A 15,069-nucleotide genomic window follows, 5' to 3' on the forward strand; every position below is an offset into this window, starting at 1 on the left:
TAAGACATGGGGTGCCACCGAATTGAAAAGCAAGGTGACCGACTTGCTGGATAGGGTTGGCACAGAACTCAAATTTAGTTATGCGTGATTACTTAAAATAAATAAGCCAAATCATGAAACTGGATGCCAATGAAACTGGATGCTATCGATCGGCGCATTCTCAGGGCGCTGCAGCGGGACGGCCGCCTGCAGAACATCGAGCTGGCCAGAGAGGTGGGACTGTCGCCCTCCCCCTGCTTGCGGCGCGTGCGGCTGCTGGAAGAGGCGGGCGTCATCGAACGCTATGTGGCCGTCGTGAATGCAGCCAAGGTGGGTAAGGGCCTGAGCGTTTTCGCCCGCATCTGGCTCACCGGCCAGGACGCCGAAACCGTCGACCACTTCACCGAAGCCATCAGGCAACTGCCCCAGGTGGTGGAGTGCCACTTGATGGCGGGCGACTGCGATTTTCTGCTGCGCGTGGTCGCCGCCGACCTGGACGATTACCGTCAGTTCCAGATCGAGCACCTGACCCGCATTGCAGGGGTACAAAGCGTCAAAACCGAGATTCCGATGCAGAAGATCAAGCTGACCTCGGAAATCCCGGTGTGACGGCGCCGGGCCGCCCCGCACATTTCGGCCAACGTTGGACGATCGGTTCGAGGCGCGCCCGCCTCAGTGCGCCTCGGACACCCCTTCCAGCGTCATGCCGCGCGTCTCCACCCCGAGCAGATAGACCGTGACCGCCGCCAGGGTAAAGCAGGCGGTGCCAAGCAGGAACACCCCGCCCTGGCCCCACAGCGGCAGGATCAGCCCGACCAGGCTCGGCCCGAGCAAGGCGCCGACACGGCCCACGGCCGAGGCGCAACCGCCATGGGCTCTGTGTTCGTACTAGCCTCAGGAACGAGCGGCATCGCATCGACGCACCGCGACGCCATAGCCAGCAGCTCGAGCTTCATCTCCGCCGTCGCGGCGCAGCTGATCGTCGCCGCACTTGGTGTATTTCACGAATGGCTCAGTCACTGCCGTTGGCAAAATGACTCGCAAATCTGAAACAGCTCTGCGGCCCGATTCACTGTTCAGTATTCGTATTGCTGGGGCGCTGGGCATTGTGGCTCTGAGCCCCCAGACGATTTACTTGGCAAAGAAAAATTGATGTATATATATTAAACGAATCGGCAACTGAGTTTATCATGACCTGACCACGCATATCTCACACCCTTCAAAGTCGCCGATTCAAAATTTACACACATCCTTAAACCTACAGCCAAGCTCATTAACGACTAACATCCTGAATTTCAATTCTCATGGAGAAAAAAATGAAAAAACAGGGCCACATTCTACCTGCGTTATCATGTGCATTAATTCTAGCCAGTAGTATTGCCCATGCCGACTCGGCGACCTCAGTGCAATCACAGATTGACACATTGACTCAGCAATACAATGCCCTTCAGCAACAAACCAATTATCTTCAACAGCAACTTGTCGCCGCGCAAGTCACTATTACCTCACTTTCCAATAGCATTTCATATCAATCACATATGGTGTCTACCCTTAAAGATAGCTTGGCGTGCATGGCAAGCGAATCCAATGCCTACACGCTAATATTTAGGGGGTGCAATGTTGTTATTCAAAACGGCATGGGGTCAACCATCACCCAAAATGGGTATGGAAACCTGATCATCGGATACAATGAATACATTACATACAACCCTCAGGACGGGACAAATAATCGAAGTGGCTCACATAATTTGATTATTGGCCCCGAGCATTCTTACTCAAGTGTCGGCGGTTTTGTGACTGGCCATGGAAATCTCTTGCTGGCTCCCCACTCGAGCATACTAGGTGGAAATAAAAATAGGACAACCGCCCCCTTCACTACGGTAGCAGGCGGATCGATGAATGATGCCTCCGATGAAAATGCCTCCGTTAGCGGTGGCTATTTCAATCAAGCCAGTGGAAATCACTCCGTTGTATCGGGTGGCATAGGGAACAAAGCTATTGCGCGTTATTCGACTGTATCCGGCGGGCATGCCAATCAAGCAACCGGGGATGCATCCACAGTTAGTGGTGGATCGTCTCGCCAAACTGTTAGCCAGTACAATTGGGTTGCGGGCGGGCTATGGCAAGACCAGTAAACACACTTGCCACCCAAGACAAAAAATGGACCACAATTTTCAGCCAACCAAATAAAGTTGTGGTCCAATCTTTTTTAATCTCCTCTGACAACCCCTCCAACGTCATCCCACTCGTCTCCACCCCGGACAGATACACCGTGGCCGCCGCCAGCGCAAAGCACGCGGTACCGAGCAGGAGCACCCGCCCTGCCCCACAGCGACAGGATCAGCCCGACCAGGGTCGGGCCCAACAGGGCGCCGACGCAGCCGACCGCCGCGGCGCAGCCGAAACCGCTAGCGTGGGCATGGGTACCATACAGATTTGTCGTATCGGTGTTCGGCCAGAGCCAAATAGATCCGTGCCCCCTCCCCTTTGCAATTGCCGTATCGCGCTCGACATAGTGAAGATTTTCAATAAGAGCGATGACGCACCATTTGCCCCCCTGCCACGGCGGCCGCACGACAGGAGCGTCTCCATTGTCGCCGCCGAAGGGGTTGAGGTCGGAAACAGACAGGAGGCCGGTGGGGGTGACGTGGCTCAATCTAGGTCGTATAAAGGCGCGTTGCGGCATGAGCCAAAGACAGCCACGCAAGGGTCAACGACAAAGGAGCTACAGTGAGCGACAACATTCTGCGCAGCTATATCGGTGGGCGTTACATCGACAACCCGTCCCTGCCGCTGGTGGACAACCTCAACCCGGCCACCGGCGAGGTGCTGTGCCGCATCCAGCAGGCCGGCGAAGCCGAGGTGGCGCTGGCGATCGAGACCGCCCGCCAAGGCTTCGAAGTGTGGTCGGCCATGACCGGCGCCGAACGCGGCCGCATTCTCAACCGCGCGGTGCAGATTCTGCGCGAACGCAACCGCGAACTGGCCGAGCTGGAAGTGCGCGACAACGGCAAGCCGATTCAGGAAGCCGAGGTGGTGGACGTGCTGTCCGGCGCCGATTGCATCGAATACTTCGCTGGTCTCGCCGCCAGCATCCACGGCCAGCAGTTTGCGCTCAAGGGCGCCTTCGCCTACACCCGGCGCGAACCGCTCGGCATCTGCTTCGGCATCGGCGCCTGGAACTACCCGCTGCAGATCGCCTGCTGGAAATCCGGCCCGGCGCTGGCCTGCGGCAACGCGATGATCTACAAGCCGGCGTCGCTGACGCCGATGACGGCGGCCAAGTTGGCCGAAATCTATACCGAAGCCGGCGTGCCGGACGGCGTGTTCAACGTGATCCAGGGCACCTCGGCCGCAGCACGCCAGCTGATCGCCCACCCCGAGGTGGCCAAGGTGTCAATCACCGGCTCGGTGGACACCGGCAAGGCCATCATGGCCGACGCCGCCAAGACGCTGAAGCGCATCACCATGGAGCTGGGCGGCAAGTCCCCGCTGGTGATTTTCGACGACGCCGACCTCGACCAGGCGGTATCGGCGGCGATGCTGGCCAACTTCTACACCCAGGGCGAGATCTGCACCAACGGCACGCGCGTGTTCGTGCACGATGCGATCTACGACGCCTTCCTCGAGAAACTGGTGAGCCGCACCCGCAAGCTGAAGATCGGCGACCCGATGGACCCGGCCACCCAGGTGGGCGCGCAGGTGTCGAAGGGCCACGCCGACAGCGTGATGCAGTACGTCGAGCTGGGCAAAGCCGAGGGGGCCAGGCTGCTGGCTGGCGGCAATCGCGTAACGGTGCCGGGCTGCGAGGGCGGCAACTTCATCGCGCCGACCATCTTCGCCGACTGCACCGACGACATGAGCATCGTGCGCGAGGAGATCTTCGGCCCGGTGATGTCGGTGCTGCGCTTCAGCGATGAAGACGAGGTGATCCGCCGCGCCAACGACACCCGTCTGGGCCTCGCCGCCGGGGTGTTCACCAAGGACATCTCGCGCGCGCACCGCGTGGTCGGCAAGTTGCAGGCCGGCGTGTGCTGGATCAACAACTACAACATCACCCCGATCGAGATGCCGTTCGGCGGCCTGAAGGAGTCGGGCATCGGCAGCGAGAACAGCATGGTGACGCTGGACCACTACACCCAGCTCAAGAGCGTGTACGTGGAGCTGTCCGGCGTGGCCTGCCCGTACGAATGAGTCACTAACAAAAACCTTCCTGTGCTGCCCCGAGGGGATTCCCTTCGGGGCAGGCGCCGTCTTGAGGGACGACGCGCCTGACAGGAATCGCTTCGTTCGTGTTTGTTAGCGGCTCCAAGCCGAAAGAGAATGGGCATGAAACAGGAATTCGACTACATCATCGTCGGCGCCGGTTCGGCCGGCTGCGTGCTGGCCGCACGGCTAACCGAGGACGCTGACATCAGCGTGCTGCTGCTGGAAGCCGGCGGCCCGGACTGGCGGCTCGACTGGCGCACCCAGATGCCGGCCGCACTCGCCTACCCGTTGCAGGGCACGACCTACAACTGGGCCTACCTGACCGAGCCCGAGCCGTTCATGAACAACCGCATCATGACCCAGGGCCGCGGCAAGGGCCTGGGCGGCTCGTCGCTGATCAACGGCATGGTCTACATCCGCGGCAACGCGCTGGACTACGACGGCTGGGCCGAGAACAAGGGACTGGAGGACTGGAGCTATCTGGACTGCCTGCCCTACTTCCGCAAGGCGGAGACCTACGACAAGGGCGCCAACGACTACCACGGCGGCAGCGGTCCGCTGCACGTCACCACGCCGAAGGCGGACGTCAGCCCCCTTTTCGAGGCCTTCGTCCAGGCCGGCGAGCAGGCCGGCTACCCGCGCACCGACGACCTGAACGGCTACCGCCAGGAAGGCTTCGGCCCGATGGACCGCACCACCACGGCGGACGGCAAGCGCTGCAGCACCTCTCGCGCCTACCTCGACGAGGCACGGGAGCGCTCCAACCTGACCGTGCAGACCCGCGCGCTGGCCGACCGGATCCTGTTCGAGGGCTCGCGCGCGGTCGGCGTGCGCTATATCCAGGGCGACCAGCCCAGGGAAGCGCGCGCTCGGCGCGAGGTGATCGTCAGCAACGGCGCCATCGCCAGCCCCCAGCTCTTGCTGCGCTCCGGCGTCGGCAACGCGGATGAGCTGAAGGCGATGGGCATCCAGGCGGTGATCCATCTGCCCGGCGTCGGCGAGAACCTGCAGGACCACCTCGAGATGTACGTCCAGTTCGAGTGCAAGCAGCCGGTGTCGCTCTACCCGGCGTTGCAGTGGTGGAACAAGCCGGGCATCGGCCTCGAGTGGTACCTGAAGGGCACCGGCCCCGGCGCCAGCAACCACTTCGAAGCGGGCGGTTTCATCCGCAGCGACGCCTCGTTCGCCTGGCCCAACCTGCAATACCACTTCCTGCCGCTGGCGGCCAACTACGACGGCAGCAATGCGGTGAAGGCACACGGTTTCCAGTGCCACGTCGGCTCAATGCGTTCGACCAGCACCGGCTACGTCAAGCTCAAGAGCCGCGACCCGCGTGACAAGCCTCGCCTGCTGTTCAACTACATGGCCGACCCGGTGGACTGGAAGGAATTCCGTGCCGGGGTGCGCCTGACGCGCGAGATCATCAACCAGAAGGCGATGGACCCGTTCCGTGGCAAGGAGATTCAGCCCGGCATCGGCGCCAAGAGCGACGCCGAGATCGACGCCTTCGTGAAAAGCCATGCCGAGACGGCCCTGCACCCGTCCTGTACCTGCAAGATGGGCGACGCGTCCGATCCGATGGCGGTGGTGAACAACGAGGGGCTGGTGCACGGCCTCGCCGGGCTGCGCGTGGTGGATGCCTCGATCATGCCGCGCGTGATCACCGGCAACCTGAACGCGCCGACCATCATGATGGCCGAGAAGATCGCCGACAAGATCCGCGGCCGCGCCGCGCTGCCGCGCTCGCAGGCCCCCTACTTCGTCGCCGACGGCGCCCCGCCCAAGCTGGGCCAGGCCGGCGGCAAGAAGAAAGGCGGCAGCGGGCTGCTGCTCTACCCGCCCAAGGTGGCGACGGCCAAAGGCTGACGGGCACCGGCAGAATGGGTGAAGGCACTTGCGGTGCCGTAACCCATCCCATCACGCGATGGGCTGCGCTGCGCTTCACCCATCCTGCGTGTTGTGCCACAAAAAAGCCGGAGCACCAGGTGATCGGTGCTCCGGCTTTGTCTTGCCGGGCTTCGGCCAACGTTGGCCCTCTCCCGCGCCCTTAGAACCCGTTCCCGATCATGCCGCGCATCCCAACTCGGAGCTCATGTGCACTGCGTGCCAATCTATCGCTGAGCCAATCTCCGCGTGCAAATCTTTAGATTTGCCCAGCGATAGATTGGCACGCGGGGAGTCGCCCAGCGATCAGGAATCCTCATGTACTCCAGTCCATTCCGGTTCCTGCGCTGCTCTTTACCCCGCTGAGGGCTGCTCGCGACTGATCGTGCACAGGTTCTTAGCCCTGCAGCGCCGCGGCGTGGAAGCGCAGGTGCTCTTCGATGAAGCTGGCGATGAAGTAGTAGCTGTGGTCGTAACCCGGCTGCAGGCGCAGCGTCAGCGGGTAGCCGGCCTTGTCGGCGGCCTGGCGCAGCGCTTCGGGGTGCAGCTGGGTGGCGAGGAAGTCGTCGGCGTCGCCCTGGTCGACCAACAGCGGCAGGCGCTCCTCGGCGCTCGCCAGCAGCAGCGAGGCGTCCCACTCGCGCCAGCGGCTGCGCTCGGGGCCGAGGTAGCCGCTGAACGCCTTTTCGCCCCACGGGCAGTTGACCGGGTTGGCGATCGGCGCGAAGGCCGACACCGAGCGGTAGCGCCCCGGATTGCGCAGCGCGCACACCAGCGCGCCGTGGCCGCCCATCGAGTGACCGGACACCGCGCGCCGGCCGTCCACTGGGAACACTGCCTCGATCAGCGCCGGCAGTTCGTGCACCACATAGTCGTGCATGCGGTAGTGGGTCGACCACGGCGCCTGGGTGGCGTTGAGGTAAAAGCCGGCGCCGAGGCCGAAGTCCCAGCCGTCGGCCGGGTCGCCCGGCACGCCCTCGCCGCGCGGGCTGGTATCGGGTGCCACCAGCGCAATGCCCAGCTCGGCCGCCACACGCTGCGCGCCGGCTTTCTGCATGAAGTTCTCGTCAGTGCAGGTCAGCCCAGACAGCCAGTACAGCACCGGCACCCGTGCCTCGGCGCTGGCCGAAGGCGGCAGGTAGATGGAAAAATTCATCGTGCAGTTGAGCGTGCTCGAATGATGCGCATAGCGCTTGAGCCAGCCGCCGAAGCTCTTGTTGCACGACACCAGCTTCAGGGTATCGGTCATCGTCATGGCCTTGTGTTTCGGTGATGGATGGTGTGCCTGTTTCAGCAGGCGAGCGAGCCAAAGCAGGTTGAGTGCCGCCAGCGCACAGGAACCGGAATGGACATGTAGTCCATGAGGATTCCTGATCGCTGAGCGAATTAAAATTCGCACGCAGTACTGCCGGCGCTCAAGCTGCAAAGGCGCAGCCGCCTGATGGAGCAGGCATCAACGATCGAACAAGATGACGGATCTGATGCTCTTCCCCTCGTGCATCAGGTCAAAGGCGGTGTTGATGTCGTCCAGCCCCATGGTGTGGGTGATGAAGGTGTCGAGCTCGAATTCGCCCTTCATGTAGCGGTCGACATAGCTCGGCAGCTCGGAGCGGCCGCGCACGCCGCCGAAGGCCGAACCGCGCCACACGCGACCGGTCACCAACTGGAACGGACGGGTGCTGATCTCTTCGCCGGCACCGGCCACGCCGATGATCACCGACTCGCCCCAGCCCTTGTGGCAGCACTCGAGCGCCGAGCGCATCACCTTGACGTTGCCGATGCACTCGAACGAGTAGTCCACGCCGCCGTCGGTCAGATCGACGATCACTTCCTGGATCGGACGGTCGTAGTCGAGCGGGTTGATCACGTCGGTAGCACCCAGCTGCTTGGCGATCTCGAACTTGGCCGGGTTGACGTCGATGGCGATGATACGGCTGGCCTTGGCCATCACCGCGCCGATGATCGCCGACAGGCCGATGCCGCCCAGGCCGAAGATGGCCACGGTGGAGCCCGGCTCGACCTTGGCGGTGTTCATCACCGCGCCCATGCCGGTGGTGACGCCGCAGCCCAGCAGGCACACCTTCTCCAGCGGCGCTTCCTTGCTGATCTTGGCGACGGCGATCTCCGGCAGCACGGTGTACTCGGAGAAGGTCGAGGTGCCCATGTAGTGGAAGATCGGCTTGCCGTCCTTGGAGAAGCGGCTGGTGCCGTCCGGCATCAGGCCCTTGCCCTGGGTAGCGCGGATCGCCTGGCACAGGTTGGTCTTGCCCGACAGGCAGAACTTGCACTTGCCGCATTCCGGGGTGTAGAGCGGGATGACGTGGTCGCCCGGCTTCACCGAGGTCACGCCGGGGCCGACTTCCTCGACGATGGCGCCGCCCTCGTGGCCGAGAATGGCCGGGAAGATGCCTTCCGGATCGGCGCCGGACAGGGTGTAGGCGTCGGTGTGGCAAACGCCGGTCGCCACCATGCGCAGCAGCACCTCGCCCTCTTTCGGGCCCTCCACATCCACCAGTTCGATTTCCAGCGGACGCTTGGCGCCCCAGGCCACGGCGGCACGCGATTTGATCATGATGTTCTCCACGGTAAGAAGTTATCTCGACAGTATCGGTTGCCCTCCCCGGGTTTAAAAGGCGAATTGCGGGAAACATTATTGCCACTGAGGGATAATGGAAAACTCGAGGAAAGGATGGCCATGGACAGCTGGGAAGGCATAGCGGAATTCGTCGCGGTGGCCGAGTGCGGCAGCTTCTCGCGCGCGGCCGAACGGCTCAGGGTGTCGTCGTCGCACGTCAGCCGCCAGGTGATGCGGCTGGAAGAGCGGCTGCAGGCGCGGCTGTTTTACCGCAGCACGCGCAAGGTCAGCCTGACCGAGGCCGGGCAGACCTTCTTCAGCCACTGCCAGCAGCTGCAGGAGGCGCGCGACGAGGCCTTCCTCGCCGTCAACGCACTGCACAGCAGCCCCAAGGGCCTGCTGCGCATGACCTGCGCCGTCACCTACGGCGAGCGCTTCGTGGTGCCGCTGGTGAACGACTTCATGGCCGAGCACCCGCAGCTCGCGGTGGAGATCGAGCTCACCAACCGCACCGCCGACCTGCTGCACGAGGGCTTCGACCTCGCCATCCGCCTGGGCCAGCTGGCCGATTCCAGCCTGGTTGCCACGCGCATTGCACCCCGCACCATGCACCTGTGCGCCTCCCCCGCCTATCTGGCGCACCATGGCACGCCCCACACGCTGGGCGAACTGGCGCGCCACCAGTGTCTGATCGGCACCTCGCTGGTCTGGAGCTTCCGCCTCGACGGCCGCCCCTGGCACTTCAAGCCGCAGGGGCGCTGGCGCTGCAACAGCGGGCAGGCGGTACTGGACGCCGCGCTGCGCGGCTTCGGCCTGTGCCAGCTGCCGGACTACTACGTGCGCGAGCCGCTGCGCCAGGGGCGGCTGGTGGAACTGCTGCCGACGCACACCCCGCCCAACACCGCAGTGTGGGCGGTCTACCCGCAGCAGCGCCACCTGTCGGCCAAGCTCAGGCTGATGGTCGACCACCTGCGCGAGGGGCTGGCCAAGCTGCCGGAGTACCGCTGACCCGGCGGCGGCACCGCGCAGGTTGGCCGAAGACCGGGGTGCCGCCTCACTCGCCAGCCGACGGCGGCTCGCCCCAGGAAAGCGCCGCCAGGGTGCGAACAGGCTCTTGGCGGCCGCGTCCTTGTTCTATCTTGAAACTGTGAGCCCGCGCCGGCCCCGCCCTCCCTATCCACCGAGACCCTTCTTCTCGATGAAACACAGCATCGGCTTTCGCCTCAACCTGTTGTTCGTGCTGCTGATCACGGCGGTGCTGAGCGTGTCCGGCTGGCTGACCTACCTCAACACCCGCCAGCAGCTGGAGCAGCAGTACAACGAAGCACGCAGCGCCGTGCAGCAGCGTCTGCGCACCAACTTGCCCTTGCCGATCTGGAACCTCGACACGGCGTTGCTGCAGCAGAACCTGACGGCGGAACTGACCAGCCCGGTAGAACGCATCGCGGTGTACGAGGAAAACGGCAAGCTGCTGCTGGCGCGCGGCGCGGAGCCGGTCGAGGCCGCCGCCGCCGAGCGGCTCGACGTGCCGCTCACCCTCAAGCAGTTCAACCAGACCCACGCCCTCGGCCACGCCCGCGTGTGGCTGTCGCGCGCCAGCATCGAGGCGCAGTTGAGCAGCCAGGTGTTGAACCGCGTGGCCGAAATCCTGGCACTGGACGCGGTGCTGCTGATCGCCCTCTCGATCGCCTTGCGCCTCATGGTGCTGAGCCCGCTGGAAACGCTGAAGGACGCGCTGGCGCTGGCGGCCGAGCACCAGGGCGGCGAGGACAGCCTCACCCTGCTCACCGAGCGCCAGGACGAATTCGGCGACGTGGTGCGCAGCTTCAACCACATCGCCCAGCGCCTGGCCGAAGACGTGGAAAAGGGACGCCAGGCCGAGGCCGAAATCCGCCAGGCCTACGACAACCTCAAGCAGGCCCAGGCCACGCTGATGCAGAGCGAGAAGCTGGCGGCGCTGGGCGGGCTGGTCGCCGGCATCGCCCACGAGATCAACACCCCGGTCGGCATCACGCTCACCTGCGCCAGCCTGCTGGGCGACAAGACGCGCCAGCTCGCCGGCCAGCTGGAAGCGGGGCAGCTGAAAAAATCCGACGTGCAGGGCTACGTGCAGACAGCGACCGAAAGCGTCGGGCTGATCCAGGTCAACGCCGAACGCGCGGCGCACCTGGTGCAGAGCTTCAAGCAGGTGGCGGTGGACCAGATGAGCGAGGAGCGCCGCGAGTTCGACCTCGCCGGCTACCTGCACGAAGTCATCGCCAGCCTGCGCCCCAAGTTCAAGCACAGCGCCATCCGCGTCAGCATCGACTGCGCCGAGGGCATCCGCCTCGACAGCTATCCCGGCGCGCTGGCCCAGATCATCACCAACCTGCTGGTCAACTCGCTCACCCACGCCTTCGACGAGGGACAGTCGGGCGAGGTCGCGATCCGGGCACAACAGTTGGGCGGCGAGATCGCGCTGGAATTCGCCGACAACGGCAAGGGCATCGCGCCGGAGAACCTGCCGCGCGTGTTCACACCGTTTTTCACCACGCGGCGCAGCGCCGGCGGGAGCGGATTGGGGCTGCACATTGTCTATAACATCGTCACGGGGAAATTAGGTGGACGGTTGCAGGTGGAGAGCCGGCCCAACGCGGGCACGCGCTTCACCCTGCAGTTTCCGGCGGTGGCGCCGGCGGTCAGCGAGGGCAAGGGATGAACAGCGCCGAAACGGTAACGAGCCAGGAAGACTGGCTGATCGAGGACGAAGCGGGCACCACGCCGCCGCCTCCCCTGCTGCGCCCCTGGCGCGTGCTGGTGGTGGACGACGAGCCGGACGTCCATGCGGTAACCCGCCTGACGCTGCAGGGCATCAGCTACAAGGACCGCGCCGTCGAGCTCCTGAGCGCCTACAGCGCCAAGGAAGGCATGGCCATCCTGCGCGACGAAAAGGACATCGCGCTGGTGCTGCTCGACGTGGTGATGGAGAGCGACCACGCCGGGCTGGAGATGGTGCGCGAAGTGCGCGAGGGGCTGGGCAACCGCCTGGTGCGCATCGTGCTGCGCACCGGCCAGCCGGGCCAGGCACCGGAACAGGAAGTGATCGTCTCCTACGACATCAACGACTACAAGGCCAAGACCGAACTCACCGCGCAGAAGCTGTTCACCACCGTGATCGCCTCGCTGCGCGCCTACGAGAGCCTGTTCATCATCGAACGCAGCCGCCAGGGGCTGGACGCCATCCTGGCCGCCACCTCCAACCTGTACCAGATCCAGTCGCTGCGCGAGTTCGCCTCGGGCGTACTGCGCCAGATCAGCGCCATTCTCGACGTCGGCACCGACGGCGTGCTGTGCGTCTGCGAGGACGCCGCCATCGCGGGCGGCACGCTGCAGGTGATCGCCGCCACCGGCCTGTTCGCCGAGCTGCAGCAGAGCGGGCAGCTCGACAGCAGCAGCGCCATCTTCCAGGCCATGCGCCAAGCCACCGAGAAGCACAGCTGCATTTTCAACCACCCCGGCTCGGTGCTGTATTTCGATACCCACTCGCGGCGCACCTTCGTGATCTACTTCACCCCGCCGCGCCCGCTGTCCGAGGTGGATCAGGAGCTGCTCAAGGTGTACTGCAACCGCATCGCCGCCGCCTTCGACAACCTCTACTATCACACCCAGATGAAGAACGCCCAGGAGGCCACCGTGGTGGCGCTGGCCGACCTCGCCGAATACCGCGACAGCACCACCGGCGACCACGTGCGGCGGGTGCAGCGGCTGACCGACGCCATCGCCCACCGCATGGCGGCCAAGGGGCTGCATCCGGACATCCTGGCGCCGAGTTTTCTCGAGATGGTGGGCATGGCGAGCATCCTGCACGACGTCGGCAAGGTCGGCACCCCCGACCTGATCCTGCACAACCCAAGCAAGCACAACCCGGAAGAATGGGAGGTGATGAAGCAGCACGCCAGCATCGGCGCCAAGATCCTCGAGAAGTCCGCCAGCATGGTGGAGGGCGAGAGCTATCTGTCGATCGGCGCGCAAATCGCCGCCGGCCATCACGAGTACTACAACGGCAAGGGCTATCCCAACGGGGTGGCCGGTACTGCGATTCCGCTGGCGGCGCGCATCGTCGCGGTGGTGGACGTGTTCGATGCACTGCTCTACCGCCGCCCCTACAAGGAACCCTGGCCCCTGCCGGACTCGGTCGCCTACATCCGCGACCACGCCGGCGAACACTTCGACCCCGAGGTGGTGGAGATTTTTCTCGAGCTGATCCGGGAGGAACACCCCGACCTGGTGCTGCCACCGGCGAAGTCGGCGTGAGGGGGGCGTGGACCAATTCACGTATGCTGCCTACACGAACTGGCGAGGAACACCCCGACCTGGTGCTGCCACCGGCGAAGTCGGCGTGAGGGGGGCGTGGACCAATTCACGTATGCTGCCTACACGAACTGGCGTTGTGTCCGCTCCGCGGACAATTTTGACAAGCGGTGCTGACCGCCAGCAGGCAAGGGGATTGTCCCGCCAGCCCCCTTGCAACCCGAGGCGACCCCGACGCCCCGTGAGCTCCCGCTTGGGAAGATGGGGCAAGGCGCCACCGAACTCCATGCGTGCAAATCCATCACTGAGCCAATCTCTGCGTGCAAATCTTTGATTTGCTCAGCGATGGATTGGCACGCGGAGATTTGCTCAGCGGACGTATTTGCTAACGTCAAATCACTCAAACAAGCGGCGGCTTAAAACCTTGCCCCACCCTGCCCACCCTGCCCAAGCGGCACGGGTCAACGGGGAGGGGGACGAGTCGTCTCCATCTTGGCTTCGAACCCTGCTGTGATACTGAAAAATCCTGCTAGTCCATCAAGTTATGCAAAATTGTAAGCCGGCCCTCAACCTTTGATACAAATCTTCGGCCTGAGAAACGCCACACGCCGCGCCAGCCCGGCGGCCTCGGTCACTTCCGCCACGCGGTCAACGTCCTTGTACGCTCCCGGCGCCTCCTCCGCCACGCCGCGCAGCGAGCCGGAGCGGATCAGGATGCCGCGCGCCGCCAGCTCGTCCACCAGTTGCCGGCCGTGCCAGAACTTCAGCGCCTGGTGGCGGCTCATGGCGCGGCCGGCGCCGTGGCTGGCCGAGGCGAAGGCACGGTTCTGCTCCGGCGGATTGCCGGCCAGGATGTAGGAGCCGGTGCCCATGCTGCCGCCGATGATCACCGGCTGGCCGACCGCCTGGTAGGCATCGGGCAGCCCGGCGTGGCCGGGGCCGAAGGCGCGCGTCGCGCCCTTGCGGTGCACGTACAGCGTGCGTTCACGGCCCTCCACACGGTGCCGTTCCACCTTGCAGGTGTTGTGTGACACGTCGAACAGCGTGTCGAGACGGGCGCTCGGCCAATAGCGCGCCAGCACGCCCCGTGTCAGCGCGGCAAGGATCTGGCGGTTGGCCAGCGCGCAATTGATGGCGCTGTTCATCGCGCCCAGGTAGTGCTGCCCGACGTCGGAGCGGATCGGCGCGCAGGCGAGTTCGCGGTCCGGCAGCGTCAGGCCGAGACTGGCCGCCGACTTGGCCAACAGCAACAGGTAATCGGTGCCGATCTGGTGCCCCAGCCCGCGCGAGCCGCAGTGGATCGACACCAGCACCTGCCCCACCCGGAGGCCGAAGGCCGCCGCCGCGGCCTCGTCGTGGATGCGGTCCACCACCTGCACCTCCAGGTAATGGTTGCCGGAGCCCAGCGTGCCCATTTCGCCCAGCTGGCGCTTCTTGGCCAGGTCCGATACCCAGTCCGGCTCGGCACCGCCGACACAGCCCCGCTCCTCGATGTAGGGCAGATCGTCGGCCGGGCCGAAACCCTGAGCCACCGCCCAGTGCGCGCCCTGCCGCATCACCTGTTCGAGCTCCCTGACGGACAGCCGCAGCCGCCCCTCCTCGCCGACCCCGGCCGGAATCTCGCGGAACAGGCTGTCGGCCAGGTGGTGCCGTTGCGGCGCCAGTTGCTCCCAGCTCAGGTCGGTGCGCAGGCAGCGGATGCCGCAGGAGATGTCGAACCCCACGCCACCCGCCGACACCACCCCGCCGGCATCGGCGTCGAAGGCGGCCACGCCGCCGATCGGAAAGCCATAGCCCCAGTGCGCGTCGGGCATGGTCATCGCCGCGCCCACCAGCCCCGGCAGTCGCGCCACGTTGCGGATCTGCTCCAGCACCTTGTCGTCCATGCCGCGCAACAGTTCGGCGTCGGCGAACAGCCGCACCTCGCCGCCCCCCTCGCCGGCCGACGGCGGCAGCGTCCACTCGTACGGCCCGGCCTGCCGCAAGCGCGCGATATCCATCATGTCACCTCCTAGCCACCATGGCTAAAACCTGTTCCGAAGCCGTCACGAGCGGCCCTCAGGGGGAGAAGAGCAGCACAGGAACCGGAATGGACATGGCGTCCATGAGGATCATGGCTGAGCGAATCTCCA

Annotated in this window: 11 protein-coding genes; 7 read left to right on the forward strand and 4 right to left on the reverse strand. The window is 64.5% G+C overall.

Annotation, left to right across the window (positions count from 1 at the left end; translation table 11 throughout):
• Positions 1-129: 129 nt before the first annotated feature.
• Entirely contained in the window at positions 130-588 is a 459-nt protein-coding gene (locus B9N72_RS15430; protein ID WP_085277198.1) for an Lrp/AsnC family transcriptional regulator, read from the forward strand.
• Between the two features lie 63 nt (positions 589-651).
• On the opposite strand, the gene B9N72_RS15435 is transcribed toward B9N72_RS15430, so the two are convergent.
• Positions 652-831: a hypothetical protein gene (locus B9N72_RS15435; protein WP_200811018.1), complete on the reverse strand. Its 180-nt coding sequence runs from the start codon at positions 829-831 to the stop codon at positions 652-654.
• A gap of 464 nt (positions 832-1,295) precedes the next feature.
• Here B9N72_RS15435 and B9N72_RS20895 point away from each other — a divergent pair, with 464 nt between their 5' ends.
• The 3 genes from B9N72_RS20895 (at position 1,296) to betA (ending at position 6,054) form a co-directional block, all read left to right on the forward strand.
• The gene (locus tag B9N72_RS20895) at positions 1,296-2,114 is read left to right on the forward strand and encodes a hypothetical protein (RefSeq protein ID WP_143477845.1); all 819 of its coding nucleotides are present in this window, start codon (positions 1,296-1,298) and stop codon (positions 2,112-2,114) included.
• Positions 2,115-2,709: 595 nt separating this feature from the next.
• Positions 2,710-4,173 carry a betaine-aldehyde dehydrogenase gene (gene betB / locus B9N72_RS15440; protein ID WP_085277199.1) on the forward strand — a complete coding sequence of 488 codons (1,464 nt, stop codon included), beginning with the start codon at positions 2,710-2,712 and terminating at the stop codon, positions 4,171-4,173.
• Between the two features lie 135 nt (positions 4,174-4,308).
• Positions 4,309-6,054 (forward strand): choline dehydrogenase, encoded by a 1,746-nt coding sequence (betA, locus tag B9N72_RS15445; protein WP_085277200.1) that lies wholly within the window; start codon positions 4,309-4,311, stop codon positions 6,052-6,054.
• 415 nt (positions 6,055-6,469) lie between these two features.
• Here the strand turns inward: betA and fghA are convergent, their stop codons facing one another.
• Positions 6,470-7,309: an S-formylglutathione hydrolase gene (gene fghA / locus B9N72_RS15450; RefSeq protein ID WP_200811021.1), complete on the reverse strand. Its 840-nt coding sequence runs from the start codon at positions 7,307-7,309 to the stop codon at positions 6,470-6,472.
• A gap of 216 nt (positions 7,310-7,525) precedes the next feature.
• Positions 7,526-8,644, reverse strand: coding sequence for an S-(hydroxymethyl)glutathione dehydrogenase/class III alcohol dehydrogenase (locus tag B9N72_RS15455; protein ID WP_085277201.1), 1,119 nt, complete (start codon positions 8,642-8,644; stop codon positions 7,526-7,528).
• A 123-nt stretch (positions 8,645-8,767) separates the two neighbouring features.
• Here B9N72_RS15455 and B9N72_RS15460 point away from each other — a divergent pair, with 123 nt between their 5' ends.
• From B9N72_RS15460 to B9N72_RS15470, 3 genes are all read left to right on the forward strand, one after another.
• A complete protein-coding gene (locus B9N72_RS15460) occupies positions 8,768-9,655 on the forward strand; it encodes a LysR substrate-binding domain-containing protein (RefSeq protein WP_085277202.1) in 888 nt (295 codons plus the stop codon).
• Between the two features lie 190 nt (positions 9,656-9,845).
• Complete coding sequence (locus tag B9N72_RS15465) at positions 9,846-11,345, forward strand: sensor histidine kinase (protein WP_085277203.1); 1,500 nt, start codon at positions 9,846-9,848, stop codon at positions 11,343-11,345.
• Positions 11,342-12,940 (forward strand): DUF3369 domain-containing protein, encoded by a 1,599-nt coding sequence (locus tag B9N72_RS15470; protein ID WP_085277204.1) that lies wholly within the window; start codon positions 11,342-11,344, stop codon positions 12,938-12,940. Before B9N72_RS15465 ends, B9N72_RS15470 begins: the two co-directional genes overlap by 4 nt.
• Before the next feature lie 563 nt (positions 12,941-13,503).
• Here B9N72_RS15470 and B9N72_RS15475 read toward each other — a convergent pair.
• Complete coding sequence (locus tag B9N72_RS15475) at positions 13,504-14,940, reverse strand: RtcB family protein (RefSeq protein ID WP_234986004.1); 1,437 nt, start codon at positions 14,938-14,940, stop codon at positions 13,504-13,506.
• Positions 14,941-15,069: the final 129 nt, after the last annotated feature.

This window comes from Pseudogulbenkiania subflava DSM 22618, from assembly GCF_900177275.1.
GTDB lineage: Bacteria > Pseudomonadota > Gammaproteobacteria > Burkholderiales > Chromobacteriaceae > Pseudogulbenkiania > Pseudogulbenkiania subflava.

Coding starts and splice junctions, on each gene's coding strand:
- B9N72_RS15430 (WP_085277198.1), top strand. CDS start 130: ATGAAACTGGATGCTATCGATCGGCGCATTCTCAGGGCGCTGCAGCGG.
- B9N72_RS20895 (WP_143477845.1), top strand. CDS start 1,296: ATGAAAAAACAGGGCCACATTCTACCTGCGTTATCATGTGCATTAATT.
- betA (WP_085277200.1), top strand. CDS start 4,309: ATGAAACAGGAATTCGACTACATCATCGTCGGCGCCGGTTCGGCCGGC.
- B9N72_RS15455 (WP_085277201.1), bottom strand. CDS start 8,644: ATGATCAAATCGCGTGCCGCCGTGGCCTGGGGCGCCAAGCGTCCGCTG.
- B9N72_RS15460 (WP_085277202.1), top strand. CDS start 8,768: ATGGACAGCTGGGAAGGCATAGCGGAATTCGTCGCGGTGGCCGAGTGC.
- B9N72_RS15465 (WP_085277203.1), top strand. CDS start 9,846: ATGAAACACAGCATCGGCTTTCGCCTCAACCTGTTGTTCGTGCTGCTG.
- B9N72_RS15470 (WP_085277204.1), top strand. CDS start 11,342: ATGAACAGCGCCGAAACGGTAACGAGCCAGGAAGACTGGCTGATCGAG.
- B9N72_RS15475 (WP_234986004.1), bottom strand. CDS start 14,940: ATGATGGATATCGCGCGCTTGCGGCAGGCCGGGCCGTACGAGTGGACG.